At 69.3% G+C, this 26,353-nt stretch carries 22 protein-coding genes and 1 riboswitch; of the genes, 10 read left to right on the top strand and 12 right to left on the bottom strand.

Translation table 11 applies throughout. The annotated features are described in order from the left end of the window. On the bottom strand, positions 1 to 1,167 hold the full coding sequence (gcvT, locus tag FHT36_RS07005) for a glycine cleavage system aminomethyltransferase GcvT (protein ID WP_169121789.1): 1,167 nt from the start codon (positions 1,165 to 1,167) through the stop codon (positions 1 to 3). Positions 1,168 to 1,366: 199 nt separating this feature from the next. Beyond that, positions 1,367 to 1,468: riboswitch (glycine riboswitch) on the bottom strand. A 169-nt stretch (positions 1,469 to 1,637) separates the two neighbouring features. On the opposite strand from gcvT, the gene FHT36_RS07000 reads away from it, so the two are divergent. Then, complete coding sequence (locus FHT36_RS07000; RefSeq protein ID WP_169121788.1) at positions 1,638 to 3,314, top strand: lysine--tRNA ligase; 1,677 nt, start codon at positions 1,638 to 1,640, stop codon at positions 3,312 to 3,314. 763 nt (positions 3,315 to 4,077) lie between these two features. Here the strand turns inward: FHT36_RS07000 and FHT36_RS06995 are convergent. From FHT36_RS06995 to radA, 5 genes are all read right to left on the bottom strand, one after another. Beyond that, positions 4,078 to 4,821: an SDR family NAD(P)-dependent oxidoreductase gene (locus tag FHT36_RS06995; RefSeq protein ID WP_229646407.1), complete on the bottom strand. Its 744-nt coding sequence runs from the start codon at positions 4,819 to 4,821 to the stop codon at positions 4,078 to 4,080. A 40-nt stretch (positions 4,822 to 4,861) separates the two neighbouring features. Then, entirely contained in the window at positions 4,862 to 5,278 is a 417-nt protein-coding gene (locus tag FHT36_RS06990) for a VOC family protein (protein WP_169121786.1), read from the bottom strand. A 70-nt stretch (positions 5,279 to 5,348) separates the two neighbouring features. Beyond that, a complete protein-coding gene (gene purF, locus FHT36_RS06985; RefSeq protein WP_371744973.1) occupies positions 5,349 to 6,890 on the bottom strand; it encodes an amidophosphoribosyltransferase in 1,542 nt (513 codons plus the stop codon). A 146-nt stretch (positions 6,891 to 7,036) separates the two neighbouring features. Further along, the gene (locus FHT36_RS06980) at positions 7,037 to 7,612 is read right to left on the bottom strand and encodes a CvpA family protein (protein WP_024277148.1); all 576 of its coding nucleotides are present in this window, start codon (positions 7,610 to 7,612) and stop codon (positions 7,037 to 7,039) included. Positions 7,613 to 7,720: 108 nt separating this feature from the next. Further along, positions 7,721 to 9,211: a DNA repair protein RadA gene (gene radA / locus FHT36_RS06975; protein WP_169121785.1), complete on the bottom strand. Its 1,491-nt coding sequence runs from the start codon at positions 9,209 to 9,211 to the stop codon at positions 7,721 to 7,723. Positions 9,212 to 9,490: 279 nt separating this feature from the next. Here radA and FHT36_RS06970 point away from each other — a divergent pair, with 279 nt between their 5' ends. Beyond that, a complete protein-coding gene (locus FHT36_RS06970) occupies positions 9,491 to 10,654 on the top strand; it encodes a Rieske 2Fe-2S domain-containing protein (protein WP_169121784.1) in 1,164 nt (387 codons plus the stop codon). On the opposite strand, the gene alr is transcribed toward FHT36_RS06970, so the two are convergent. Continuing rightward, the gene (alr, locus tag FHT36_RS06965) at positions 10,639 to 11,712 is read right to left on the bottom strand and encodes an alanine racemase (protein ID WP_229646874.1); all 1,074 of its coding nucleotides are present in this window, start codon (positions 11,710 to 11,712) and stop codon (positions 10,639 to 10,641) included. The genes FHT36_RS06970 and alr overlap by 16 nt on opposite strands. Before the next feature lie 95 nt (positions 11,713 to 11,807). Further along, a complete protein-coding gene (locus tag FHT36_RS06960) occupies positions 11,808 to 13,289 on the bottom strand; it encodes a replicative DNA helicase (protein ID WP_029556768.1) in 1,482 nt (493 codons plus the stop codon). A 413-nt stretch (positions 13,290 to 13,702) separates the two neighbouring features. Here FHT36_RS06960 and FHT36_RS06955 point away from each other — a divergent pair, with 413 nt between their 5' ends. Together FHT36_RS06955 and FHT36_RS06950 are read left to right on the top strand one after the other, a co-directional pair. Next, the gene (locus FHT36_RS06955; protein WP_169121783.1) at positions 13,703 to 14,092 is read left to right on the top strand and encodes a hypothetical protein; all 390 of its coding nucleotides are present in this window, start codon (positions 13,703 to 13,705) and stop codon (positions 14,090 to 14,092) included. 30 nt (positions 14,093 to 14,122) lie between these two features. After that, the gene (locus tag FHT36_RS06950; protein ID WP_169121782.1) at positions 14,123 to 14,941 is read left to right on the top strand and encodes a hypothetical protein; all 819 of its coding nucleotides are present in this window, start codon (positions 14,123 to 14,125) and stop codon (positions 14,939 to 14,941) included. A gap of 7 nt (positions 14,942 to 14,948) precedes the next feature. On the opposite strand, the gene FHT36_RS06945 is transcribed toward FHT36_RS06950, so the two are convergent. Further along, positions 14,949 to 15,875, bottom strand: coding sequence for a diacylglycerol kinase family protein (locus FHT36_RS06945; RefSeq protein WP_237354497.1), 927 nt, complete (start codon positions 15,873 to 15,875; stop codon positions 14,949 to 14,951). A 109-nt stretch (positions 15,876 to 15,984) separates the two neighbouring features. Here FHT36_RS06945 and FHT36_RS06940 point away from each other — a divergent pair, with 109 nt between their 5' ends. The 5 genes from FHT36_RS06940 to FHT36_RS06920 all read left to right on the top strand — a co-directional run bounded on the left by FHT36_RS06940 (position 15,985) and on the right by FHT36_RS06920 (position 19,901). Then, entirely contained in the window at positions 15,985 to 16,386 is a 402-nt protein-coding gene (locus FHT36_RS06940) for a hypothetical protein (protein ID WP_169121780.1), read from the top strand. Between the two features lie 176 nt (positions 16,387 to 16,562). Next, positions 16,563 to 17,885 carry a diguanylate cyclase gene (locus FHT36_RS06935; RefSeq protein ID WP_169121779.1) on the top strand — a complete coding sequence of 441 codons (1,323 nt, stop codon included), beginning with the start codon at positions 16,563 to 16,565 and terminating at the stop codon, positions 17,883 to 17,885. A gap of 272 nt (positions 17,886 to 18,157) precedes the next feature. After that, on the top strand, positions 18,158 to 18,670 hold the full coding sequence (locus FHT36_RS06930; protein ID WP_169121778.1) for a hypothetical protein: 513 nt from the start codon (positions 18,158 to 18,160) through the stop codon (positions 18,668 to 18,670). Next, on the top strand, positions 18,655 to 19,263 hold the full coding sequence (locus FHT36_RS06925) for a hypothetical protein (RefSeq protein WP_169121777.1): 609 nt from the start codon (positions 18,655 to 18,657) through the stop codon (positions 19,261 to 19,263). The genes FHT36_RS06930 and FHT36_RS06925 overlap by 16 nt, the downstream gene beginning before the upstream one ends. 35 nt (positions 19,264 to 19,298) lie before the next feature. Continuing rightward, entirely contained in the window at positions 19,299 to 19,901 is a 603-nt protein-coding gene (locus tag FHT36_RS06920; protein WP_169121776.1) for a YcgN family cysteine cluster protein, read from the top strand. A 66-nt stretch (positions 19,902 to 19,967) separates the two neighbouring features. On the opposite strand, the gene FHT36_RS06915 is transcribed toward FHT36_RS06920, so the two are convergent. Together FHT36_RS06915 and FHT36_RS06910 are read right to left on the bottom strand one after the other, a co-directional pair. Then, entirely contained in the window at positions 19,968 to 22,844 is a 2,877-nt protein-coding gene (locus tag FHT36_RS06915; RefSeq protein ID WP_246702113.1) for an EAL domain-containing protein, read from the bottom strand. Between the two features lie 406 nt (positions 22,845 to 23,250). Next, a complete protein-coding gene (locus FHT36_RS06910; RefSeq protein WP_169121774.1) occupies positions 23,251 to 23,832 on the bottom strand; it encodes a hypothetical protein in 582 nt (193 codons plus the stop codon). Positions 23,833 to 24,107: 275 nt separating this feature from the next. On the opposite strand from FHT36_RS06910, the gene FHT36_RS06905 reads away from it, so the two are divergent. Continuing rightward, positions 24,108 to 25,415: an NAD(P)/FAD-dependent oxidoreductase gene (locus tag FHT36_RS06905; RefSeq protein ID WP_407077061.1), complete on the top strand. Its 1,308-nt coding sequence runs from the start codon at positions 24,108 to 24,110 to the stop codon at positions 25,413 to 25,415. A gap of 42 nt (positions 25,416 to 25,457) precedes the next feature. On the opposite strand, the gene FHT36_RS06900 is transcribed toward FHT36_RS06905, so the two are convergent. Continuing rightward, complete coding sequence (locus FHT36_RS06900) at positions 25,458 to 26,174, bottom strand: MgtC/SapB family protein (RefSeq protein WP_169121773.1); 717 nt, start codon at positions 26,172 to 26,174, stop codon at positions 25,458 to 25,460. Positions 26,175 to 26,353 lie beyond the last annotated feature (179 nt).

The following is a 26,353-nucleotide window of genomic DNA, read 5'->3' as shown; positions in this document are numbered from 1 at the left end:
TCAGCCCCCGGTTTTCTGCTTGCGCGCATAGCGCGTGGGTACGAAGGGAAGAGCGGTGACGACGGCCGGCAGGGCCTTGCCGCGCACCATGATGTCGAGGCGCGTGCCGGGCGCGGACAGCGCCGGCGGCACATAGCCCATGGCGATGGGGGCCTGCAGCGTCGGGGCGAAGCCGCCCGAGGTGACGCGGCCGACGATCTCGCCCTCGGAGGCGATCTCCGCGCCCTCGCGGGCCGGCGCCCGGCCCTCCAGCTTCAGGCCGACTCGCACGCGGGCCGGGCCTTCCGCCAGCTCGCGCTGGATGCGGCTCGCGCCAGGAAAGCCGCCCTCAAGCCGCCGCCGCTTCTGGATGGACCAGACCAAAGCCGCCTCCACGGGGGAGGTGGAAAGATCGATGTCGTGGCCATAGAGGCAGAGCCCGGCTTCCAGCCTGAGGCTATCCCGGGCGCCGAGGCCGATGGCCTTCACCTCCGGCTCGGCCAGCAGCGCCGCCCAGAGCGCGGGCGCATCCTCCGCCGCGACGGAGATCTCGTAGCCGTCCTCGCCGGTATAGCCGGAGCGGGAGACCTCCACGGGCACGCCGTCGAAGGCGAGGGGCAAGGCGGTCATGAAGTCGAGGTCCGCCGCCTCTGGGCAATGGCGGGCCAGCACGGCCGCCGCCTCTGGCCCCTGAAGGGCGAGGAGCGCCCTCTCGGGGCGCTGCACCAGCTTCACGGCGTCGGGGAGGTGGGCTTCGATGTGGGCGAAGTCGTCGCCCTTGCAAGCGGCGTTGACGACCAGGATCAGGGTGCCGTCGGCCTCAGGGTCCGCCGGGCGGGTGGCCATGAAGTCGTCGCGGATGCCGCCGTCTTCGGCCGTGAGCTGGGAATAGCGCTGCCTGCCGGGGGCAAGGTTCACGAAATCCGCCGGGGCGAGGGCTTCCAGCGCCCGCGCGGTGGTCTCATGGTCCGGACCGACGAGCAGCGCCTGGCCCATGTGGGAGACGTCGAACAGGCCGGCATGGGTGCGGGTCCAGGTGTGCTCCGCGAGGATGCCCTCGGGATACTGGACCGGCATGAGGTAACCCGCGAACGGGACCATGCGCGCGCCGAGCGCCACGTGGGCGGCGGCCAGCGGGGTTTCGAGCAGAGGCTCGGAGGAGGAATGCGAATCGGGGGACGATGCCAATGGAGGCTCCGGGACGAACAGCGCCAATTTCCGGGCGTTGCAGACCCCACCGATACGGTGGTCCTGCGCGACCCGCGCGGCGCCCCCTCTGTCTGCCGACCTGAGAGATTTCACCGCGCCTCGTGGAAGGGCACGGCTTACTCCTTCGGTGAGCCCAGCCGCGCCCGTGAAGGCGCAGCACGGCTGCTTTCCAGAGTTTCGTCCCCCTGCGGCCCTTTTTGCCTGAGCGGTTCCGGGGCGGTTGCGCCTTCGGCGCCGGCCCACCTCACCTGAGGCAGCCGGTCTCTCCCGCAGGGATCGTCCGATGTCGCGTTCCCTCTGCCCTTTTCGCCGGGGCATCCGGAACGCGGGTGCAGCATAGGCGTTTGCCGCCCGGCGTCAACGCACGAGCGGGGGAGCCCGTCACACGCCGTCGCGTTGACGCCGGGCGGCTGCATTTCTAAGTTCGCGCTCCTTTTCCGGAGCCTGTCATGTCCTCGTCCGAAGCCTCGCTTGCCCCCGCCGACCCGGCTCAGCTTGCCGCCGAGCTGAAGACCGTCGCGGAAACGGCCACCGCCTGGCCGTTCGAGGAGGCCCGCAAGCTGGTGGAGCGGCTGAAGAAGCGGCCCAAGGAGGAGGTGCTGTTCGAGACCGGCTACGGCCCCTCGGGCCTGCCGCACATCGGCACCTTCGGCGAGGTGGCGCGCACCACCATGGTGCGCCACGCCTTCCGCATCCTCACCGAAGACAAGGTGAAGACGCGCCTTCTGTGTTTCTCCGACGACATGGACGGCATGCGGAAGATTCCCGAGAACGTGCCGGACCCGGCCGCGCTCGTGCCCTATCTCCAGATGCCGCTCACCAAGGTGCCGAACCCCTTCGGCGGCGACTATCCGAGCTTCGGCGCGCACAACAACGCCATGCTTCGGCGCTTCCTCGACACCTTCGGCTTCGACTACGAATTCGCCAGCGCCACCGAATACTACTTCTCCGGCAAGCTCGACGCCGTGCTGCTCAAGGCCGCCGAGAAGTACGACGAGATCATGGCCGTCATGCTGCCCACCCTCGGCGAGGAGCGGCAGGCGACCTATTCGCCCTTCCTGCCCATCTCCCCCACCTCGGGGCGCGTGCTCTACGTGCCGCTGAAGAAGGTGGACGCCAAGGCCGGCACCATCACCTTCGACGACGAGGACGGCACCGAGCTGACCCTTCCCGTCACCGGCGGCAAGGTGAAGCTGCAGTGGAAGCCGGATTTCGGCGCCCGCTGGGCGGCGCTCGACGTCGATTTCGAGATGTTCGGCAAGGACCACCAGACCAACGCGCCCATCTACGACAGGATCTGCCAGATCCTCGGCGGCACCGCGCCGGAGCATTTCGTCTATGAACTGTTCCTGGACGAGAAGGGCCAGAAGATCTCCAAGTCCAAGGGCAACGGTCTCACCATCGACGAGTGGCTGACCTATGCGAGCCCGGAAAGCCTCGCGCTCTACATGTTCCAGTCGCCCCGCTCGGCGAAGAAGCTGCACTTCGACGTGATCCCGAAGGCGGTGGACGAGTATTTCAACTTCCTCGCCCGCTATCCGCAGCAGGACTGGAAGCTGCGCTTCGGCAACCCGGTCTATCACATCCATGCCGGCAACCCGCCGGATGTGGACATGCCGGTGAGCTTCACCATGCTCCTCAACCTCGCCTCGGCCTCCAACACGGAGGACGAGAGCGTGCTGTGGGGCTTCCTGAAGCGCCACGTGCCCGGCGTGTCCGACCAGACGCACCCCAAGCTGCACGAGCTGGTGGGCTATGCGGTGCGCTACTTTCATGATTTCGTGAAGCCCAACAAGGTCTTCCGCACCCCCGACGAGGTGGAGCGCGACGCCCTCACGAAGCTCGACGCGGCGCTGGCCGCCCTGCCGGCGGGCGCGAGCGCCGACGACATCCAGACCGTGCTCTACGACGTGGCGCGCCCCATCCCGCGCTACCAGGACCTCAAGGCCAAGGGCGCCACGCCCGAACGGCCGGGCGTCTCGGTGGAGTGGTTCAACACGCTCTATCAGGTGCTCCTCGGCCTGGAACGCGGCCCCCGCTTCGGCTCCTTCGTCGCCATCTACGGCATCGCCGAAACCCGCGAACTGATCCGCAAGGCGCTGGCGGGAGAACTGGCGGCGGCGTGAGCGGAGGCGCGGCGGGTGGCTTGAGCGGGTTCTGCGCTCACATACTCCTCGCCTTTCGCCGTCCTGCTCCCTCTCCCCTTGCGGGAGAGGGCTGGGGCGAGGGGGGTCGCGCCCTTCGTCCCGATGCCGGGCTGCCGATGCCAGCCCCCTCACCCCCGGCCCCTCTCCCGCAAGGGGAGAGGGGAGGCCCATAGCCCGGCAACGCAACGGTTTGAGGTATTCGCGCCATCTCGTCATGGCCGGGCTCGTCCCGGCCATCCATGTGGCTCGGCAGGGCACGGCTTCCGAAGGCTGCCCTATCGGCCCGACGTGGGTGCCCGGGACAAGCCCGGGCATGACGGCGGATAGGCTTGAGCGGGTTCTGCGCTCACATGCTCCTCGCCTTTCGCCGTCCTGCTCCCTCTCCCCTTGCGGGAGAGGGCTGGGGTGAGGGGTGTCGCGCCCTTCGCCCCTGATGCTGGATTGGCCGCGCCAGCCCCCTCACCCCCGGCCCCTCTCCCGCGAGGGGAGGCGCCTGAGTGCAGTAACGCAACGGTCTGAGGTATTCGCGCAACCGTCATGGCCGGGCTTGTCCCGGCCATCCACGTGGCTCGGCCGGGCACAGCTGCCGAAGGTTGCTCTATCGGCTCGACGTGGATGCCCGGGACAAGCCCGGGCATGACGGCGGGCAGGCTTGAGTGGGTTCTGCGTCGACGGTCTTCTCGGCTTCCGCAACTGTCATCGCCCGGACGCGCCGGGCGATGACGGCCGTTTGAGAAGCCGCTTACGCTGGCATCTGGAAGCTGAGCAGCTTCTTCTGCGGGAAGTCGTAGAGCTTGCCGGATTCCATGAAGGTGGGCAGGCACAAAGGCAGAATGGCCTCCGCCGCATCTTCCGGCGCCGGCAGGCTGGACGGGTCTTCGCCGGGGAAGGCCTTGGCGCGCATCAGGGTGCGGATGGGGCCGGGGTTGAAGAGGTTCACCTTCAGATTGCCTGATACGCTCTCGTCCGCCCAAGTGCGGGCCATCACCTCGAGGCCCGCCTTGGTGATGGCGTAGGGCCCCCAATAGGCGCGCGCCTTGCTCGCCGCGCCGGAGGTGACCACCACAGCCCGGCCGGCCGGGGAAAGCTTCAGCAGCGGATCGAAGGAGCGCACGCAGCGCCAGTTGGCGGTGAGGTTCACCGCCACCGTGTCCTCCCAGTCCTTCGGGAAGACGTGGCCGAGCGGCGAGAGCGGGCCGAGCACGCCGGCATTGGCCACATAGATGTCGAGCCGGCCGTAGCGCTCGTAGAGCGCGCCGCCGAGCCGGTCGATGCCGTCGGAATCCTTGAGGTTCAGCGGCACCAAAGTGGCGCTGCCGCCAACGGCACGGATATTGTCGTCCACCTCCTGCAGCCCGCCTTCCGAGCGGCCCACGCACACCACATGCGCGCCGGCTTTGGCCAGCGCCACCGCGGTGGCGGCGCCGATGCCGCGCGTGGCGCCGGTGACGAGGGCGATCTTTTCGGCAAGCGGCCGGTCGGTCACGGTCGGATGTCCTTTTGTTCGTGGACTCAGCTTCTGGGGCTCAGCTTCTGGCCCGGATCTCCACCGAGAGCGCGGAGCGCTCGGCCGGACCGTGATACACCGCCTCGATGTTGTTGCCATCGGGGTCGAGCACGAAGGCGGCGTAATAGTCCGCGTGATAGGGGCGCAGGCCCGGCGCCCCGTTGTCCGTGCCGCCGGCGGCGAGGGCGGCATCGTAAAAGCGCTGCACGGTCTCGCGGTCCGGAGCCTGGAAGGCGAGGTGGGCACGGCCGGTCAGCGGCTCGCCCGTGCTCACGAACAGTTCGTCCGCATAGAAATAGCCGTCCCCGTCCATCACGGGCACGCCCAGCGCGGCGAGGGCCGCGCCATAGAAGCCGCGCGCGGCCTCAAGGTCGCGCACCACGAGCTGTATGTGATCGATGAGCCGGCCGCGGTGCCAGGTGTTCATTTCAACCATGGACGCCTCCTTCCGTTGCGGCAGTTATGCCGCCGCTCCGGAGACGCCGCAAGGCAGAGGGGTGTTCCCCTCAGCTTGCTTCGGCGAGCAGGGAGAGCTGCTGCTGGGCCACCGCGCCGGCGCGGTCGGTCAGCGGGGTCGGATAGTCGCCGGTGAAGCAGTGGTCGGTGAATTGCGGCTTCACCGGGTCGCGCCCCTCGAAGCCCATGGCGCGATAGACGCCGTCCACCGAGAGGAAGGCCAGCGAATCCGCGCCGATATAGCGGCGCATGCCTTCCAGGTCGTGGGTGGCGGCGAGCAGCTTGTCCCGGTCCGGCGTGTCGATGCCGTAATAATCGGGGTGGGTGATGGGCGGGGAGGCGATGCGGAAATGCACCTCCTTGGCGCCGGCATCGCGCATCATCTGCACGATCTTCACCGAGGTGGTGCCGCGCACGAGGCTGTCGTCCACGAGGACGATGCTCTTGCCCTCCACCACCGAGCGGTTGGCGGAATGCTTCATGCGCACGCCCTGGTCGCGGATGGACTGGGTGGGCTGGATGAAGGTGCGGCCCACATAGTGGTTGCGGATGATGCCCAGCTCGTAGGGGATGCCCGAGGTCTGGGAGAAGCCGATGGCCGCCGGCACGCCGGAATCCGGCACCGGGACGATCACGTCCGCATTGGCCGGGCTCTCCGTGGCCAGCACGCGGCCCATATTCTTGCGCACCTGGTAGACGGAGCGCCCGCCCACCACGGAATCCGGCCGGGCGAAGTAGATGTACTCGAAGATGCAGGGCCGCGGCGCCATCTCCGGGAACGGCTTGAAGGACTGCACGCCCTCCTCGTCGATCACGATGACCTCGCCATTCTCGATGTCGCGCACATAGCGCGCGCCGATGATGTCGAGGGCGCAGGTCTCGGAGGCGAGGATGGGGGAGCCGTCCAGCGAGCCGAGCACCAGCGGGCGGATGCCGAGGGGGTCGCGGGCGCCGATGAGCTTCTTGTTGGTGAGCGCCACCAGCGAATAGGCGCCTTCCAGCGTGCGGATGGCGTCGATGAAGCGGTCGACGAAGCGCGGCTTGCGGGAGCGCGCCACGAGATGGAGGATCACCTCGGTGTCCGTGGTGGACTGGGTGATGGCGCCTTCGCGCACCAGCTGGCGACGGAGCGTGAGGCCGTTGGTGAGGTTGCCGTTGTGGCCCACGGCGAAACCGCCGGCATCGAGCTCGGCGAACAGCGGCTGCACGTTGCGCAGCAGGGTCTCGCCGGTGGTGGAGTAGCGCACATGGCCCACCGCGCTGTCGCCGGGCAGGCGGGCGATGACGCCGGCATCGGAGAAGGCATCGCCCACGAGGCCGAGGCGGCGCTCGGAATGGAAGCGGCGGCCGTCATAGGAGACGATGCCGGCGGCTTCCTGTCCGCGATGCTGGAGGGCGTGGAGGCCGATGGCGGTGATCGCCGCGGCCTCGGGGTGATTGTAGATGCCGAAGACGCCGCATTCCTCGCGGAGGCGATCGCCGTTCAGGTCGAGATCGAGATCGGCGCGACCGCCCGCGAGGGGTTCGCCATCCGCGCGGAAAGAGTCTCCGCCGGCCACTGAGATCGGCCCGTCACATCCCAAGTCCATCATGCACCCTCCGCGCGGGCCGGTCAGGCAGCGCCGTGCGAGCTTGCGCCGGGAGGTCGGACCGGGAACACCCATAGCGCGGAAGGCTCAGCGCCCCCGCGTGGATGTCCCGGCCGGCCGGCCGGTCAGTTGCTGCCCCCAAAAGAAACCTACCGCTGTCCCCCCGTCGGGGCGGCCGGGGCGGCAGGCGTGTCGCCCTCCTCTGCGGCGGGCGGCTTCTTCAACTTGTTCAAAATGGTGTTTTCAGGGTCATCCGGCAACTGCGCCTTCAGCCACTCCCCCGCTTTCGTGATGGCGGGCAGCGATTTTGCGTTGGCGACCCACGGCGGCTGCTTCTCCGGCGGCACCAGCCAGTTGAAGAACAGCAGCGCGATCACCATCAGCAGCAGCCCGCGGGCGAGGCCGAAGGCGAAGCCCAAAGTGCGGTCGAGGGCGCCGATTCGGCTGTCGAGCACCAGGTCCGAGATGCGCGCGGTGACGATGGAGGCAATGAGCAGCGTGCCGAGGAACAGCAACGCCACCGTCACCGCAAGAGCTGCCGAGTCCTGCGAGATGTATTGCTTCACCACAGGCAGAGCGGACTTGTAGAAATAGACGGTGACGCCGGCCGCGACAGCCCAGGACAGGATGGAGAAGACTTCCCGCAGAAAGCCGCGCACCATTGCCAGGATGCCGGAAATCAGCATCACCGAGAGAACGATAATGTCGAGCAAGGTTATGGGCATCGGCGCATCGATCCGTGATGGGCGCACCGCCGGACGCGCATGCGCGCGACCCGCCCACCCCCGGAGAGCCCAGCCGCGGGGCTGATATAGCTTGCGCGCCCGCCCGCGTCACCTTTCCTCGTCGTCGCCCCAATCCGCATGCTGGACAGCCCTTTGCGGGGGATTGCGGTCGTTCGAGCCCCGCGTTTCGCGCATGGCAGTGTCGCGCGTCTCGCGCGGAGCGCGGCGGGGCGCGCTGGCCGCGATGCCCGCCACCAGCTCCGCCAGAGAGGACACCGGCCGCACCGAGACCGGCGGGTCGAGCCCGTCGAGGCCGCCGGAGGGGATGACGGCGCTGGCGAAGCCGAGCTTCGCCGCCTCCTTCAGCCGCGCCTGCGCCTGCGACACCGGACGCACTGCGCCGGTGAGGCTCGCCTCGCCGAAATGCACCGCATCCGCCGGCAAGGGCGCGCCGGTGAGGGAGGAGACGAGGGCGGCGGCCACCGCGAGGTCCGCCGCCGGCTCGCCGATCTTCAGCCCGCCGGCCACGTTGAGATAGACATCGTGGCCGCCGAGCCGCACGCCGCAGCGGGCATCCAGCACCGCCAGCACCATGGAGAGGCGGTTGGGGTCCCAGCCCACCACCGCCCGGCGCGGGGTGCCCAGCGAGGAGGGGGCGACCAGCGCCTGGATCTCCACCAGCACCGGGCGGGTGCCCTCCATGCCGGCGAATACCGCAGTACCCGGCGCGCCGGCGTCGCGGTTGGAGAGGAACAGTTCGGAGGGGTTAGCCACCTCGGACAGGCCGCGCCCGGTCATCTCGAACACGCCGATCTCGTCGGTGGGGCCGAAGCGGTTCTTCTGGGCGCGCAGGATGCGAAACTGGTGGCCGCCATCGCCCTCGAAGGAGAACACCGCGTCCACCATGTGCTCCACCACGCGCGGGCCGGCGATCTGCCCATCCTTGGTGACGTGGCCGACGAGGATGACGCAGGCGCCCGTCTGCTTGGCGTAGCGCACCAGCAGCTGGGCCGAGGTGCGCACCTGCGTGACGGTGCCCGGCGCGCTCTCCACGCTGTCCGACCACATGGTCTGGATGGAATCAATCACGACCATGTGAACGGGCGGGCCACCCGACAGGGTGGCGATGATGTTCTCCGCATTGGTCTCGGCGGCGAGACCCACCTCGGCCTTCTCCAGCCCGAGTCGCTGGGCGCGCAGGCGCACCTGGTCCACCGCCTCCTCACCGGAGACGTAGACGACCCGCTGCCCCCGCTGTGCCAGCGCGGCCGAGGCCTGCACCAGCAAGGTGGATTTCCCGATGCCGGGATCGCCGCCGATGAGCAGGATGGAGCCGGGCACGAAGCCGCCGCCCGCCACCCGGTCCAGCTCGCCGATGCCGGAGACGAGGCGCGGGGCGGGCTTGGCCGTGCCCTCCAGCTTCTCCAGCACCACCGCGCGGCCCTTGCGGCCGGAGCGCTGCGCGGCGGGCACGCTGGCGGCCACCGCCACCTCCTCGGAAATGGTGTTCCAGCCGCCGCACGCTTCGCACTTGCCCTGCCAGCGCGCATAAACCGCGCCGCAGGACTGGCAGATGAAGGACGAGTCGCGCCGGGCCATGAGCATCACCCTCGGCGCGGGCGGGCCGGCCGGGTCTGGAGGAAGCGCCCCGAATCTCGGGCAATGTTCTCTATATACCCCATCGCTGCCCTATGGACCTGCCGTGGCCGCCGGCTTCGCATCCGGGGTTGCGCGGCGGCTGCGGCGCATCCCCAGATGGCGGGAACGGGGCACCTCTGCTAATCACCGTGCGCTGCCCTTCTCCGTCACGTCAGGGGATCGCCCGTGTTTCGAGACAGCCCTGCTCCCGCACCCACGCCGCAAGAGCCGGCCCGGCCGGTGCCGTCCGCCGACCAGCCCGCCGAATGGGTGCGCGCGGCCGTCGATCCCGCGGCCTTCACAGCCGAGCAGCAGGCGCTGGGGCGGGTGTGGACCTTCCTCTGCCTCGACGGGGAGGTGGCGCAGGACGGCCAGTGGTTCCGCACCGATCTCGGCGGACGCTCCGTCTTCATCCAGCGCTTCGGCGACCGGCTGCGCGGCTTCGAGAATGTCTGCGCCCACCGCTTCCATCCCATCCGCCGCGAGCGGAGCGGGAAGGGGGCCATGGTCTGCGCCTTCCATCACTGGCGCTACAATGCCGAGGGGCAGGCACTGGGCATTCCGGTCTGCGACGAGGCCTATGGTTGCCTGCCGAAGCAGCTCAACGCGCATCTGAAGCCCATCGAGGTGGAGGCGTTCGCCGGCCTCGTGTTCGGCCGCTTTCCCGATCCGGAGGGGGAAACGCTCGCGGACTTTCTCGGCGATGCCGCGCCCATGCTCGCCGCGCTCTGCCCGCCCGGGAGTACCTTCACCCGCTTCGGCGGGGAGGTGCCGGCCAACTGGAAGTTCCTCACCCACGTGACGCTGGACGACTACCATATCGTCGCCGTCCACCCCTCCACCTTCGGTGCCAACGGCTATCTGAAGGCGAAGGAGGTGACCTATGCCCGCTTCGGCCGGCACAGCGCCTATACCACCGAGCCGGGGGACGACCCGCTGGCGGGCGTGCTCGCCGATTGCCGGGCCGGCACCTACCGCGCCCGCGATTATCTGATCGTGAACCTGTTCCCCACCTTCGGGGCGTCCCAGTTCCACACCATCGATCTCCTCGGCCGCTCCTATTATTCGGTGATGGTGCTGCGCTATGCGCCGCTGGCGCATGACCGCTCGCGGCTGGAGGGCTGGCTCATCGATGGCCCGATCGCGCCGCCGCGGCCGGGGCTGCTCGGCGTGTTCGACCGCTTCGCGCAGAAGATGATCGCCCGCATCGTCCCCTTCTTTGCACGCCGCGTGCTCGCCGAGGACAATGCGGTGTGCGAGGGCCAGCAGAGCGTCGCCCGCCAGATCACCGAGGACCAGCGCCTCAGCCCCGCCTTCGAAAAGCGCATCGGCTGGTTCGAGGAGACCTATGCGGCGGAAGTGTCCGCCGCACGGGAGACCGCCCCCTCTCAGCCGCCGATGTAGCGGCGGGCGTAGCGGGCGCCGAGGGAGGTGAGCACCTCGTAGCCGATGGTGCCGGAGCGGGCGGCGAGGTCGTCCACGCTGATGCCGTCGCCGAGGAACACCGCCACGTCGCCCCGCTGCACGGCATCCTCGGGCAGGTCGGTGATGTCGAGGGTGGCGAGGTCCATGGAGACGCGCCCGACGAGATGGCAGCGCCGGCCGGCGACGATGGCCTCCACCCCCTTGGCGAGGTCGGAGGAGCCGGCGGCGCGGAACAGCCCGTCCGCATAGCCGATGGACACGGTGGCGAGGCGGCTCGGCCGCTTCAGCCGCTCGGCCGCGCCGTAGCCCACGGTCTCGCCGGCCGCGACGTTGGAGATCTGGATGATCTTCACCTCCAGCCGCACCGCCGGGCGCAGCGGAGGAACGCCGGTGATGGCGACGCCGCCATAAAGGAAGATGCCCGGACGGACCAGCTCGAAGCGGAAATCCCGGCCGAGCAGGGTGCCGGCCGAATTGGCCAGCGAGCCCGGCACGCCGCGGAAGCGGCGGATCACGTCCGCGAACACCGCGCGCTGGCGGGCGGTGAGCGCGTGGCCGGGTGTGTCGGCGCAGGCGAGGTGGCTCATGACGAGGCTTGGCGTGAAGCCGAGCATCTTGCGCGTGCCGGCGAGCTGCACCGCCTCGTCCACGGACAGGCCGAGCCGGTTCATGCCGGTATCCACATGGATGGCGGTGGGCAGGTCGGCGCCCTGCGCGCGACAGAAGTCGCTCCATTCGGTGATCTCGGGCACCGAGCCCAGCACCGGCCGCAGGTTCGCCGCCACATGGTCGGCGGCGGTCTCCGGCAACAGGCCGTTGAGCACGTAGATCACCGCCTCGGGCAGCAGCCCGCGCAGCTTCAGCGCTTCCTTGAAATGGGCGACGAAGAAGGTGCGGGCGCCGGCCTTCCACAGGGCCGGGGCGACGCGGTCGATGCCGAGGCCATAGGCATTGGCCTTCACCACCGCCGCGCATTCGGCCGGGGCGGAGAGGGCGGCCAGGGTGCGCCAGTTGTCGGCGACGGCGCTAAGATCGATGGTGAGAACAGCGCCCGCCTCGCGCTCTTCGCGCGCGGCCTGTTCTGCGGCAGCCTCGGTCGTGGCGGAGTCCTCCGTTGCCTGCGGTTCGCCGGTCAGTGGCGATCCGGCAGGTGGTCCTCCCGCGCCAGGTTGGAGAAGCGGGTGAATTGCGGCTCGAAATGCACCTTCACCGTCCCCGTCGGGCCGTGGCGCTGCTTTCCGATGATGATTTCGGCCGTGTTCTCGGCCGCCTTCATCTCGATCTCCCACTTGAACCACTCCTCTGTGCCGGGCTTCGGCTCCTTGCTTTTAAGATAATACTCCTCCCGGTAAACGAACATGACGACGTCGGCGTCCTGCTCGATCGAGCCGGATTCACGCAGGTCCGAAAGCTGCGGCCGTTTGTCGTCGCGGGCTTCCACCTGACGCGAGAGCTGGGACAGGGCCATGACCGGCACCTGCAGCTCCTTCGCCAGGGCCTTCAGGCCCGTCGTTATCTCGGTGATCTCCTGCACGCGGTTCTGCGACGACGCCTTCGAGGAGCCGGAGAGCAGCTGGAGATAGTCGATGACCATGAAGTCCAGCCCGCGCTGGCGCTTCAGCCGCCGTGCCCGCGCCACCAGCTGGGCGATGGAGATGCCGCCGGTGTCGTCGATATAGAGCGGGATGGTCTGCATGGTCTGGGCGGCGGCGGCGAGCTTGGAGAACTCGCTTTCCGAGATGTCGCCGCGGCGGATCTTGTAGGAGGCGATCTCCGCCTGCTCGGCGAGGATACGGGTGGCGAGCTGCTCGGCCGACATTTCCAGCGAGAAGAAGCCCACCACGCCGCCGGAAACGGTCTCCGTGGAGCCGTCCGGCCGGGTCTCGCCGCGATAGGCGGCGGCGATGTTGAAGGCGATGTTGGTGGCGAGCGAGGTCTTGCCCATGGCCGGTCGGCCGGCGAGAATCACAAGGTCCGACGGCTGGAGGCCGCCCATCTGGTGGTCGAGGTCGTCGAGGGCGGTGGCGATGCCGGAGAGGTGGCCATCACGCTGGAAGGCCTTGGAGGCCATGTCCACCGATTCGCGCAGCGCCTCGCCGAAGCGCTGGAAGCCGCCGTCATAGCGCCCGGTTTCGGCGATCTCGTAGAGGCGCTTTTCCGCCTCCTCGATCTGGTCCTGCGGGGTGGCGTCCACCGGGGCGTCGTAGGCCTCGTTGACGATCTCCTCGCCGATGCGGATCAAGTCGCGCCGCACCGAGAGGTCGTAGATGGTACGGCCGTAATCCTCGGAATTGATGACGGTGGTCGCCTCCGCCGCGAGGCGGGCGAGGTATTGCGGCCCGGTGAGGCCGGCCACATCCAGGTCCGCGGGCAGGAAGGTCTTGATGGTGACCGGCGTCGCCAGCTTGCCGGCGCGGATCAGCGCCGAGGCCAGCTCGAAGACGCGGGCATGGATGGGCTCGTAGAAATGGCGCGGCTCAAGGAAGTCGGAGACGCGGTAGAAGGCCTCGTTGTTGACGAGGATGGCGCCCAATAGCGCCTGCTCGGCCTCCACATTGTGTGGCGCCTGGCGGTAGGTGGGTTCGAGGTCGCCCTTGTCCGACAGATCGAGCATGAAGCCGACAATCCCCTGATTGGGCAATTCTTGGGTTTGGGGAGGTGGTGTAGCAAGATCGAATGCCCCAGCGCCAGCAGCGCGCGGGCGGATTTTTCCCCCGTGGATGACAGTGGGGATAACGGGCAAAGCCCCGCCGGCTAAGAGGGCCGGGAACCGCCGCGCGCCTCCACGCGTCATTCCCGTGATGCAGCAATTCGCCGGGCCAAACGTGACAAAAGGGCGACGCAGCTTGAACGGGGCAGAAACCGAGCCGCGGCGCGGATTTTGCGCGGTATTCTTTGCCAGCCGGCGCAAGGTGCGCTACAGGCTTGCCGCGGCGGCACTTAGGGGGAAAAGTGATGCGTTCTGTCCAGTCCGGAACGTCGCGGGCGGCCGCGCGTGGGGCACCCGCGTTGCGCGCGCGGATGTTGATGACGGCCCTTGTCGTCCCGTCGCTTCTCGCATCCTCTCTGGCGCTCGCCCAAGGCGATCCGCTGGCGCCGCCCTCCGATCTCGGCGCGGGGCCGCTGCCGGTTCCGATCGACGGAACCGCCATCTACGGACAGAATCAGCCGCCGCCCGAAGGCTACATGGCCGTTCCGGTGCCGCCCTCCACCTGCTCCGGCGTGCGTCAGGTGGTGAACTCGCAGGGCTTCATCCTCGTCCCCACCGGCGGCGGCAACGCGCAGCGCTATGTGCGCGACCAGCGCTATTGCCAGGATGACCAGAGCACCTCTCCGGCCTGGATGCCGACTTCCGACAATCCGCGCTGCTTCGTCGGCTACACATGCGGCGAGGCCAACAATGACGGCGGCAACTGAAGTCACCCCTTTCTGAGAGCGGCGCCGGCCATGCGTGTCACCCCTGACAGCGTGCTCTTCATCACGATCGACTCCTGCCGTTACGACACGTTCGTCGCGGCCAATGCCCCGGCCATGAAGAAGGTCTCCGCCCTCTACAAGGCGCAGGCGCCGGCGCATTTCACCTATGCCTCCCATGCCGCCATGTTCGCGGGCTTCACGCCCGGCGTGGCGGAACTGCCGACGCCGTTCCTCAATCCGAAGTTCGCGCGGCTCTTCCGGCTGGATCGCGCCGGGGCGGCGGGCCATGCCCGGCCGGGCTTCTCGGTGAGCGGTACCGACATCGTGGATGGCTTCCGCAATGCCCGCTACGCCACCATCGGCGCGGCGGCCATGGGCTGGTTCGATCCGAAGACGCCGGTATCCAAGAAGCTCACCGGCAGCTTCGAGCAGTTCCTGTTCACCGGCGACAAGGGCATCGCCACCCAGCTCGCCTTCATCGAGAAGCAGGCGGCGCGGGAGACGCGGCGCAACCTGTTCGTGTTCCTCAATGTGGGCGAGACCCATGTGCCCTATTATTTCGAGGGCGCGCCGTGGGACCGCACCGACAATCCCTGCCTGCCGTTCCAGAAGGTGGACCGCGCGGCCGAGTGCCGGGAGCGCCAGCGCCTGTGCTGCGAATATGTGGACCGCAAGCTCGCCCCGCTGCTGGAGAGCTTCGCCGACGCCACCATCGTGGTGTGCGGCGACCATGGCGACTGCTGGGGTGAGGACGGCCTGTGGGAGCACGGCATCTCCCACCCCATGACGCTCACCGTGCCGCTGCTCATCCGCTATCAGGGCCGCCCGGTGGAGGACCTGCCGGTCTGACCGTTTGTCAGGTCACGTCATCGCGCTCGTGGACCTCGCGCTCATGCGCCTGCCACTGCTGGGCGGAGGGCGGGACCAGAAGGCTCAGGGCGGCGGGGGCGAGGGCGTAGCGCAGGGGCAGGCTCTCGCGGGTGACTTCTCCATCGGTCGCCACCCAGGCGCGGCGGCGCCGGGCATGGATGGTGACGCGCCGCGCGGAGAAAGAGTGGATGCCCGGCGCGCCGCGCCAGGCGTCAACGAGCACCTCGGCCCCGGTGCGCAGCCGCGCGAGGGTGCCGCGATCCTCCGCCACCAGCACCTCCAGCTGTCCGCCATCGAGGCGCGAGCGGTGCCAGCCCGAGGCGTCGAAGGCGTTCACCGTGACGAGGGCGGCATAGGCGTCGATGGATTCGCGGGCGCCCGCCACCTCCACCTCCAGCGACATCCGCCCGGAGCGGAACACCGCCCGTCCCAGCGCCATGAACCAGCCGAAGGCGCGGCCGCGGTCGCGCAGCTGCTCGCGGGCCATGGCCATCTGGCTGAAGAAGCCGACCCCGGACACGCCGTGGAACGGGCGGCCATTGAGGGTGCCCAGATCGACCCGCATGGGCTTTGCGTCATGCAGCGCCTCCAGCGCGCCCATCAAATCGCGCGGCAGGCCGATGTCGTAGGCGAGGAGGTTCATGGTGCCGAGCGGCAGCACGCCCAGCGTCACGTCGGTATTGGCGAACACCGAGGCGGCGTAGGAGACGGTGCCGTCTCCGGCCCCCACCACCACCGTGTCGTAGCCCTCGTGCGGGGCCGAGGCGATCGCCGACGCCATTGCATCGCCTTCCGCTACCACCACGTCCACGTCGAGGTCCGGCCGGGTAAGGGCCTCATCCACGATGTCGCGCACCTTGTCGGGTCCCATGTCGTGGACGGTTCCCGCTTTGGCATTGAGTACGACCCGCATTCGCCGCATCGTGGCATCCTCCAGACCGGCACAAGCGTTGGCACGGCCGGGTTGTTCCCTTTCGTCCTGCCGTTCCCGCGACGGCGGGCCCGCGAAACCGAGGTGCATCATGTCCACCGCCCCGACCGGAGCAAAGGGCTCCTCCATCCTCCGGCTGCGCGCCGGGCTGCTGGTGCTCGTGGTTTCGGTGCTGCTGTGCTGGGTGGGCGGGCATTTCGTGGCCCGCCAGTTCGGCCTCGGCCTCGGCTGGGCCATCCTGATCGCGCTCGCCATCTGGGTCGGCGTCGGCATCCTCATCGCCCGGCTGGACACAAAGATCTATTACGGCGTGGCCCTCGCCGTGACGCTCTTCCTCGCCTACCTCGTCTACGACTTCACCCGCTCGGCGCTGGACTGGTCCAGTGCCGTCGCCCTCACGCTGGCGGTGCTGGCGACGGCGCTGCTTGCCTTCACCTTCCACGATTTCCGGCGGCTGAAGCACGAGCTGCGCCTGTGGGCCTACCGGCGCTAGGGCAACTTCGTGTTGCGTCGCAGCGGGTTGCGCACTGCACAAGGCGGGGCTCAGGCTTGACTTTCCCGCAAGGGAATTATCCAAGTAGGCGCAGGGCGGCCGATGCGACCTAGGGTGGCGGGCGGCTGTGCCGCCTCCAGATCACGCGCCCGGTCGCGGGCGGCTGTGGACGGAGCATGTCGGACGGACGCCTTTACATCTTTGCCGGACCCATCGTCTCGCTGCTGATCGCCCTCGTGTTCCTGCTGGTCTGGCTGCACGATCGCGAACGCCGCTGCGGGTTGTATTTCGCGTCCGCCTTCTGCGCCTACACGCTCGCGGCTCTGATCCAGATCACCGGCATCCCCCGTGAGGCGGGACCGAACGCGGTGGTGTCGGCCATCGTCTACACCTTCGCCGTCCTCACGCTGGTGGAGGGCGTGCTGGTGCGGTTCGGCCGCGCCGGGTCGGGAGGGCTGCTGCTGGTCATCGCCTGCGCCATCGTCGCGCTGGTGTTCTATTTCTTCTATCTCGACCGCGATCTCGTCGCCCGCATCTACGTGCAGAATTTCGGCTACGGCATCATGTTCGTCGTGGCGGCACTGCAGATTCTCGCCATCGAGCGGCGGCGGCCCATCGACCGGCTGCTGTTCTGGGCCTTCCTGCTGTTCGGCCTGCACTTCTTCATCCGCACCGGCCTCACCATGCAGATGTCCGGCGACCTCTTCGAGATCGACCGGATGCGGGAGAACGGGGCGGACCCCTCGGACATCGCCGCCTTGTTCCGCGCGACGCCGTTCTGGCAGGTGCTGAACTTCTCCCTGCTCATCAGCGGCCTGCTGCTCGCCCTCGCCTTGCTCGGCTCCATCGCGGCGGACGCCATCGACGAAATCCGCCGGGAGGGGCGCTCCGATGCCCTGACCGGCCTCGGCACCCGCCGCGACTTCATGGAGCGGGCCCACGACATTCTCGCCGATCCCGGCGCGCGGCCGGTGACGCTCATCGCGTTCGACATGGACCGCTTCAAGCAGATCAATGACGATTTCGGCCACAGCGCCGGCGACCGGATACTCGCCGTCGTCGGCGGGCTGATCCTTCACGAGACCTCGCCCCGCGATGCGGCGGCGCGCCTCGGCGGCGAGGAATTCGTCGTGCTGCTGGCGCGCACCAACCGCGTCGGCGCCTCCCGCGTCGCCGACCGGCTGCGCGCGGAGTTGGACTTCGCCCGCCTCTCCGTGCTGCCGCCGCACGCCACCGTCACCGCCAGCTTCGGCGTGGCCGAGCGACACGAGGGCGAGAGCCTCGACAGCCTGATGAGCCGCGCGGACGGCCTCGTCGAGATCGCGAAGCGCGAGGGGCGCGGCGGCCTCGCCACTGACGCGCCGGTGGGCGAGCGGGAGCCGGAGGATCACGAGTCGCCCGACGCTGACGCCGGCTCGGACGCGGATGCGCAGGATGACGCGGCCGACGCGCCGGAGGCGCCATCCCTCCCCCGGCAGAGCGAGCGGCGGGTGCGCTGAGCGGCCGGGCTTGATCTTGATCAAAGTCCCGGCGCCGCGCCCTGCCTTAGCTTTCCCCCATAAGCATTTTGGGGGGAAACCATGCCTGCACAGACCGCCATCTGGCTCACCGTCGTCGTCGCCGCCTTCGGTGGCTTCGCTGTCGTCCTTGCCTGGGCCGATCACTACACCGCCGGCAAGCGCTGAGACCGAGGGCAGTCCGGCCCCGCTCACGTTGCAGGCGGGCCGGCGCGTGCCTAATCTGCCCCGGCGGCACTCGCCGGGGGCTCACCATGATCGGATCTTCGAGGGGACCATCTCCCGCGCCGCAGCGGCGGGGCGGGGCTGTCGCGGCCGCCTTCGGGCTCGCCGCGCTCGCGCTGGTAGCGGGGGCGCCTGCGGCCCGGGCCACGGGGACGCTCGATTGCAGCATCGAGGATGCCGCGGTGTCCTTCACCGCGCAGACGGCCTTTTCCCACGGCATGGGCGGCAGCTTCAACAATTTCCGCGCTGAGCTGGAGGTGAAGCCGACCGGCAAAGGCGCGTCCCCGTTCGGGAAGCTGGAGCTGGATGGCGATGCGCTGGTGCACCACTGGTTCAAGGACAACGAGGTGCGGCTTCACCTCTATCGCGATCTGCCCGATCCCAAGGCCGGCTCGGCTGAGCTGGTGATCGAGACCAAGGGCCGGGGCAAGGAGGCCGAGAGCTTCGCCGGCCGCTACGTCCTCACCCTCGCCACGGTGGATGCGGACGGCAAGGAAAAGACCCGCACGCTGAAGGGACGCGCCACATGCTCCGCCGGCTGATCGCCGCTCTGCCACTCGCCATCGCGCTCACGACGCTCCCGGTCGCTGCCGGCCCGGACACGCTGCCACCCTTCGCCTGCACCGGGCCGTTCGCCCCCGATACCGACGAGGCGGCGCTGATCCGCCAGTTCGGCCGCGCCAACGTGGTGTTCCGCACCATTCCGGCCGCCGAGGGCGAGATGGTGAAGGCCACCGTGCTGTTCCCCGACGACCCGTCGCGCCGGGTGGAGATCATCTGGCTCGACGAGAAGAAGCGGCGGCGGCCGGGTGATGTGATCGTCCATGATCCCGGCCCGTGGCGCACGCCCGAGGGCATCGGCATCGGCGCGACGCTGGCCGAGGTGGAGAAGGCGAACGGCAAGCCCTTCACCCTCTCCGGCTTCGGCTGGGACTATGGCGGCTCGGTGCTGGACTGGGATGGCGGCCGCTTCGCCCGCACCACCGGCGGCTGTCGACTGCTGCTGAGGTTCGAGCCCCCCGGTACCTATGAGGGCGACGTGGACGGCGACCGGGAGTTCCGCTCCGACAACAAGGACATGCGGGCGGCAAAGCCGGTCGTCTACCAGATGCTGCTGAGCTACGGCGGCGAGTGAGCGACTTCGCGCCGGCCCTGTGCTAAAGGGGCGGCATGTCGCCCCCCGCCAGATCCCGGCCCGCGCCAGCCGCCGCGCATGAGCCTGCCGTACCGGCCGAGCCTGCTCCGCCCGCCGCGCCGTTCTGGCGGACGAAGACCCTCGCCGCCATGACCGGCGCGGAATGGGAAAGCCTTTGCGACGGCTGCGGCCGTTGCTGTCTCGTCAAGCTGGAGGACGAGGATTCAGGCGCCATCGCCTATACCGACGTCGCCTGCCGCCTGTTCGACGCCGGCTCCTGCCGCTGCAGCGACTATCCCAACCGCTCCGAGATCGTGGCCGATTGCGTGCGTCTCACCCCCGAGGCGGTGGAGAGCATCGGCTGGCTGCCGCCCACCTGTGCCTACCGGCTGGTGCGCGAAGGCAAGGACCTGCCGTTCTGGCACCCGCTGGTGTCGGGCACGCGGGACACGGTGGTGAGCGCCGGCATCTCGGTGCACGGCCGCGTGGCGGGGCTCGAGACGGAGTTCGGGCTGTTCGAGCTGGTGGACCACATCGTCAACTGGCCGACCCGCTGGCCGCGCGGCGCCAAGGGCACGCAGACGGGGACGCAGGCGCCTGCCAAGCGCGCCCGCACGCGGCCCAAGCCGGGCGCTTAAGAGAGTCGGGCGCGTAAGAGTCGGGCGCGTAAGAGCCGGGCGATCCGGACGGGCGCCTGACGGCGCCTATTCCGCCGCCGTGCTGGTCTTCTTCTTGCGGGTCTCCGTCGGCGCCGGCTCGATGAGGTGGCGGCATTCCTCGGCGGTCAGCGGCTCGCCGAACACGACGCCCTGGCCGTATTCGCAGCCGAAGCGGGTCATCTCGGCGGCTTCCGTTTCCTTCTCCAGCCCCTCGGCCATCACGTCCATGCCGAGGTCGTGGGCAAGGTCGATCATGGCGCCGACGATCACCGGGCGGGCAGCGCGGGACGGGCCCTTGGCCACCGAGCGCACGAAGCGCGGGTCGATCTTCACGCTGTCGAAGGGGAAGCGCTGGAGATAGGCGAGGGAGGAATAGCCGGTGCCGAAATCGTCGAGGCACAGGCCCGCGCCCAGCTCGCGCATGCGGCCCAGCACCACGGCGGCATATTCCGGGTTTTCCATCACCAGGCTCTCGGTGACTTCCAGCTTCAGCGAGCCGGGCGCCACCGTGTTGCGGGCGAGCACCGATTTCAGGTCCTGGATCAGATCGTGCCGCAGCAACTGGCGGGACGAGACGTTGACGTGCATGAACAGCGGCGGGTCCACGCGCAAGAGGCGCTGCCACTGGCCGAGCTGGCGCGCCGCGCGGTCGAGCACGAACAGGCCGAGATCGAGGATGAGCCCGGTCTCCTCGGCGAGCAGGATGAATTCCGAGGCGGCGAGTTCGCCCAGGCGCGGGTGGTTCCAGCGCATATAGGCCTCGAAGCCGCCGATGGCCCGGTCGCCGAGGCGCACGATGGGCTGGTAGCGGACCGAGATCTGCTCCTTCTCCAGCGCCTCGCGCAGTTCCTGCTCCAGCACCACGCGGTCGATCTTCTGCTGGCGCATGGCCGGGCGGAACACCTCGATGCGATCGCCGCCGATGCGCTTGGCGTAATACATCGCCAGTTCGGCGTCCTTCAGCACCTCGTCGCGCTTCACCTGATCCGGCCCTGACAAAACGAGGCCGATGGAGGCGGTGACGAACACTTCCCGGTCGGCGAAGGCGATGGGCGCGCGCAGCGAGCGGCGGAGCGTGTCGGCGAAGGTGGTGATGCGCTCGGCGTCGCGCTCGGACATCAGGATGATGCCGAACTGGTCGCCGGAGATGCGGGCCAGCGTGTCCTGCGGCTTGAGAAGCCGCGTCATGCGGCGGGCGACAGTGAGGAGGATGGAGTCCGCCACCGCCATGCCCACCTGCACGTTGAGCTGCTTGAAGCGGTCGAGGTCGATCACCATCACCGTCGGCTTCACCTTGTCGTCGAGGCGGGCGGTGACGAGGGCCTGGTGCAGCCGGTCGAGGAACAGTTCGCGGTTGGGCAGGCCGGTTAGGTTGTCGCGCACCGCGTCGTGCAGCAGGCGCTCGGCGGCGATGCGCTCGCCGGTCACGTCGGTGAGGGTGCCGATGCAGCGCACCACCTCGCCGTCCGCGCCCACCACCGGGCGGGCCTTGAGGTTGAAGGTGAGATAGTGGCCGTCGATGGCGCGCAGCCGGAAATCCTGGTCGATGCGGCCGCGGCGCTGGTCGATGATGCCGTCCAGCGTGGCGCGGAAGCGGTCGCGGTCGGCGGGGTGCAGCACCTCCAGCCAGCCGGCGGCCTCGGTCTCCAGCGAATGGCGCTTCAGGCCCAGCGCCTCCTCCGCCTCGGGGGAGGTGTAGATGCGGTCGGTGTCCACATCCCAGTCCCACACGATGAGGCCGGAGCCGGCGAGCGCCAGGGCGCGGCGCTCCAGCTCGGAGGTGGAGCCCTGGATGCCGCCGATGCCGGCGAAGGCGTGCTGCATCACCGTGAAGCCGATGAGCATGACGATGAGCACGAGGCCGCCGGAGAGGGCCGGGGCGGCGAGGTCGTTGGTGACGAAGCCGGCCACCGTCAGGCCCGCCATCAGCACCCACACCACCAGCAGCGACCAGGTGGGGATGATGAGCACCGCGCGGTCGAAGCCGTGCTGTGACAGCCAGATCACCACGCCGAAGCCGGCCACCGCCACGGCGAGCAGCGAGAGGCGGGCGATGCCCGCCGCCACCGGCGCATCCAGCAGCGCCACCACCACGAGGGCGGCGAGGAAGACCAGCCAGCCGGCGGCGACGTGGACGTAGCGCACATGCCAGCGGTTGAGGTTGAGATAGGCGAACAGGAAGACCAGCAAAGTCGCGGTGAGGATCGCCTCGCCCGCCGCCCGCCAGAACTGCTCGGCGATGGGCGAGAGGCCGAACACCTTCGACCAGAAGGCGAAGTCGAGGCCGATATAGCCGAGCACCGCCCAGGCCAGCGCCGCGGCGGCCGGGAACATCACCGAGCCCTTCACCACGAACAGGATGGTGAGGAACAGCGCCAGCAGGCCGGCAATGCCGATGACGATGCCGTGGTAGAGGGTGAAGGCGTTCACCCGGTCCTTGTAGGCATCGGGCTCCCACAGCTGCAGCTGGGGCAAATTGGGCGAGCCGAGCTCCACCACGAAGGTGACGGTGGAGCCGGGATCAAGCGTGATGAGGAAGACGTCCGCATCCGGCGCCGACTGGCGTTCCGGCTTGAAGCCCTGGCTGGGCGTCAGGGAGAGGATGCGGCGGTTGCCGAGGTCGGGCCAGAACAGGCCGGAGCCGGACATGCGGTAGTGCGGCGCGACGATGAGGCGGTCCACCTGCTCGTCGGTGTTGTTGGTGAGGGCGAAGGCGATCCACTCGCCATGGCTGCGCCCGTCGGAGGTCGGCACCTCGATGCGGCGCACGACGCCCTCGGCATCCGGGGCGGTGGAAATCTGGTAGCGGCCATCCTCGGTGGTCTGGCGCTCCACGGCGGGGAGCAGGTCCACCACCTTGGCATCGAGCCGGAGCGCAATTGCCTCCATCGCCTGCGCGCTGCCGGTGAGCGCACAGAGCATGAGGAGGAGCGCCACGGGCAGAGCGAGGACGCCGGTGAGAAACGACCGCAAATTCAGGTCTCCGCATCCGGCATCGAACCGGACCGATCAGCCTTGGAACATGCCCGAAGCGGAATGCGGCGCGCTTGGATCAGGCGCGGCACGGCGACGGACGCTGGTTTCACCTTGGGGCCATCAGGATGGGAAAACGCCACCACGCACCACGGAACATCACGCAAGGTCAACCGCGCCGGCTTGTGTCGAAGAGGCTGCGCCGCGGTCCACACCGTGAATCATCTATCCAAGCGTTGCGGCCGGAGCAAGGCGCACGCGCTCTCTGGCATCGTTCCAGACTGGAAAGAGGGGCCCCGGAACGACGATGCGCGCCCTTGGGGGGCGCGCATCGCGGATCGGGTGATCTGTTCGCTCAGAAGAAGCGGCGGGCGGCGTCGCGATCCTCGGCGAGGGGCGCGGGCTCGCGCGAGAGGCGGGCGGCCTCCTCGCGGCGCACATATTCGGAGAACGGGTCGAGGGCGGCTTCCACCGCTTCCTCGGCCTGGGCCGAGACCACTTCCAGCGGCTGCGGCTGGGCCTGCACCGGGGCCGGGCGGGCGACGGGCGCGACGGGAGCCGCCTCCACCGGAACGGCGCGGTCGGAATCGGTGGTGCGGCTGGCCTTGGCATCGAGCCACGGCAGCGGATAGGGCGAGGCGATGAAGGCTACGCCGTCTTCCTGCTCCCAGGCAATCATGTAGACGGCCTCTTCGGCCGGCATGCCGGGCAGGGAGAACATCTGCGGGATGTCCCGCGCGGTGCCGGTCCAGCCGATGGTGTGGGCCAGCTGGAAGGCTTCGTCGAGGAAGGCGGTCACCGCCGCAAGGCGGTCGGCGCGGAGCGACTGGGTGAAGTCCACATCCAGAAGACGGCGCAGATACGCCTCCACGCTGTCGCCGGCCGCCCACTGGGAGCCGGAGGCGAACTGGTAAACATAGACGCGCGGATTAGCCATCACGCAGCTCCGAATAACCACTACTGGGCGCTCCTCATATCAAAGGAGTCCCGGAAACACAAAAGTGCGTCCAAAGAGCATGCGCCGTGCCGGTTGCATGGCAACTAAGCCGGCGCCTTGTTCTCCTTGCGGGAGGGAGGTACGCACTGGCGGTAGGGTTCCATTCAATCTGAGGGGACCCTGGTGCATCCTGAGGCCGGGATGGTTAATTCTTCGTTGCAGGTCTGCGGACGCAAGGTCATGCCCGCGGCCGGGCGATATTGTAGAAAGAGGCCATGCAGATGCCTCCCGCCCCCGGCACCGATCCGAAAAGCCACGGCCTGTGGGCGATGACCGCCCCGCCGCCCGCCGAAACCGCGCCGCTCGCGGGCGCCGCGCGCGCCGACGTGGCGGTGGTGGGCGCCGGCTATACCGGCCTTGCCGCCGCGCTGCGTCTCGCCGAGGCGGGCGCGCGGGTGACGCTGCTGGAGGCCGCCGGCATCGGCTCGGGCGGGGCAGGGCGCAATGTGGGCCTCGTCAATGCCGGGCTCTGGGTGAGGCCCGACGACATCGTCGCCACCCTCGGGGTCGAGCGGGGCGAGGGGCTGCTTTCGCTCCTCGGCGGGGCGCCGGCGGAGGTGTTCGCCCTCGTCGCCCGCCACGCCATCGCCTGCGAGGCGACGCCCAACGGAACGCTCCATTGCGCCGTGGGCCGCGCCGGGCGCGCCGAGATCGAGGCCCGCGCCGCCCAGTGGCAGGCGCGCGGCGCGCCGGTGCACCTGCTCGATGCCGACACGGCCCGCACGATAATCGGCGGCGGCACCTATCGCGGCGCGCTCAAGGACGACCGGGCCGGCACCATCCAGCCCCTCGCTTATGCCCGCGGCCTCGCCCGCGCGGCGATGGGCGCCGGCGCGGTGATCCATACCACAAGCCCGGTGCGGGCGGCGGAGGAGGGGGCCGGCGGCTGGCTGTTGCGCACCGATGGGGGCGCGCTTGCCGCGGACTGGATCATCGTCGCGGGTGATGCCTACAGCTTCGGACCGTGGGAACGGCTGGCGCGCGAGCAGGTGCCGCTGCCCTATTTCAACTTCGCCACCCCGCCGGTGCCCGAGGCCCTGCGCGGGCGCATCCTGCCCGGCCGGCAGGGCATCTGGGACACGCAGCAGGTGCTCACCTCCCTGCGCTACGATGCGGCCGGGCGGCTGGTGTTCGGCAGCATCGGCGCGCTCGCGGGGATCGAGGCCGGGGTGCATGCCGCCTATGCCCGGCGGGCGCTGGCGCGCCTGTTCCCGGAGCTGCCGCCGGCGCCGTTCGAGGCCGGCTGGTTCGGCACCATCGGCATGACCGACGATGCCCTGCCGCGCTTCCGACGCCTCGCGCGGAACGTCGTCTCCATCAGCGGCTATAACGGCCGGGGCATCGGGCCGGGCACGGTGTTCGGCCGGCGGCTGGCCGATCTGGTGCTGGGGCGCATCCGGGCTGAAGAGGTGCCGCTGCCGGAGCGCGATGTGACGGTCCCGCGCTGGCGGGCGGCCAAGGGGGCCTTCTATGCGGCCGGTTCCGCCGCCGCCCATCTGGTGGGCGAGCGGCGGCCGGCCTGACTTGGCCAGTCTGACTTGGCCGGCCAGCCGCGCAGGAGGCGGCTATTCCTCCGTCACGCTTTCCCATGTTGCGTGGCGGGTATGGGGCCGCTTCGCGAGGCGGTCGGTGATGGCGTCGAGCTCGGCGGGGACCACCGAGGTGGTGACGAGCTTCGCCACCAGCACCACGGCGCCGTCGGTGCCGAGTTCCTCGTCCACGTCGCGCACGAGATATTTCTCAGCTTCCAGCGTGTCGATGAGCACGTCGCGCAGATCGGCGGCGGCGGCGGAATCCACCGTGAGGCGCACCTCGTAGCTGACTTCCGAGCGGCGGGCGTCGAGGGGCGCGCGGTCGATGGCGCGGGCGACGGGACGCAGCACCGTGTTGCCGGCGATGATGATGAAGGTGATGAGCCCCGCCTCGGCGATGCGGTCGGTACCGGCGCAGGCGCCGACGGCGGCCGAGCACCAGAGCGTCGCCGCGGTGTTGAGGCCGCGCACATTCATGCCTTCCTTCATGATGACGCCGGCGCCGAGGAAGCCCACGCCCGTCACCACGTTGGCGGCGACGCGCATGGCGTCGGTCGGTCCGCCGAGGCTGGAGGCGAGATCGACGAAGGCGGCGGAGCCGACGGCCACGAGCACGTTGGTGCGCAGCCCGGCGGTGCGCTGGCGATACTGCCGCTCGGCGCCGATCAGCGTGCCGAACAGGAAGGCGGCGGCGAGGCTGACCACGGTATCGAGGAACTGTGCCCCGTGGAAATTGGAGACGAACTGCACCCGAAACTCCTTACCTGCGGCGGGCCTCCCGGCCGGCCGTGCACCGCTGCGCGCCGGAGACGGCCTTGCCCAATATGATGGCGAAGCCATGGTCGCCCGGCACCAAAAACCTCGTCCCGGGCCATCACTTCACATCCCTGCGCGCCGGATTGTCGCGCCAGCGTGGAACTGCTAAAAAC

It is taken from the genome of Xanthobacter sp. SG618 (assembly GCF_012932745.1).
Classification (GTDB): domain Bacteria; phylum Pseudomonadota; class Alphaproteobacteria; order Rhizobiales; family Xanthobacteraceae; genus Xanthobacter; species Xanthobacter flavus.
This window is presented reverse-complemented; position numbering and strand designations above follow the sequence as displayed.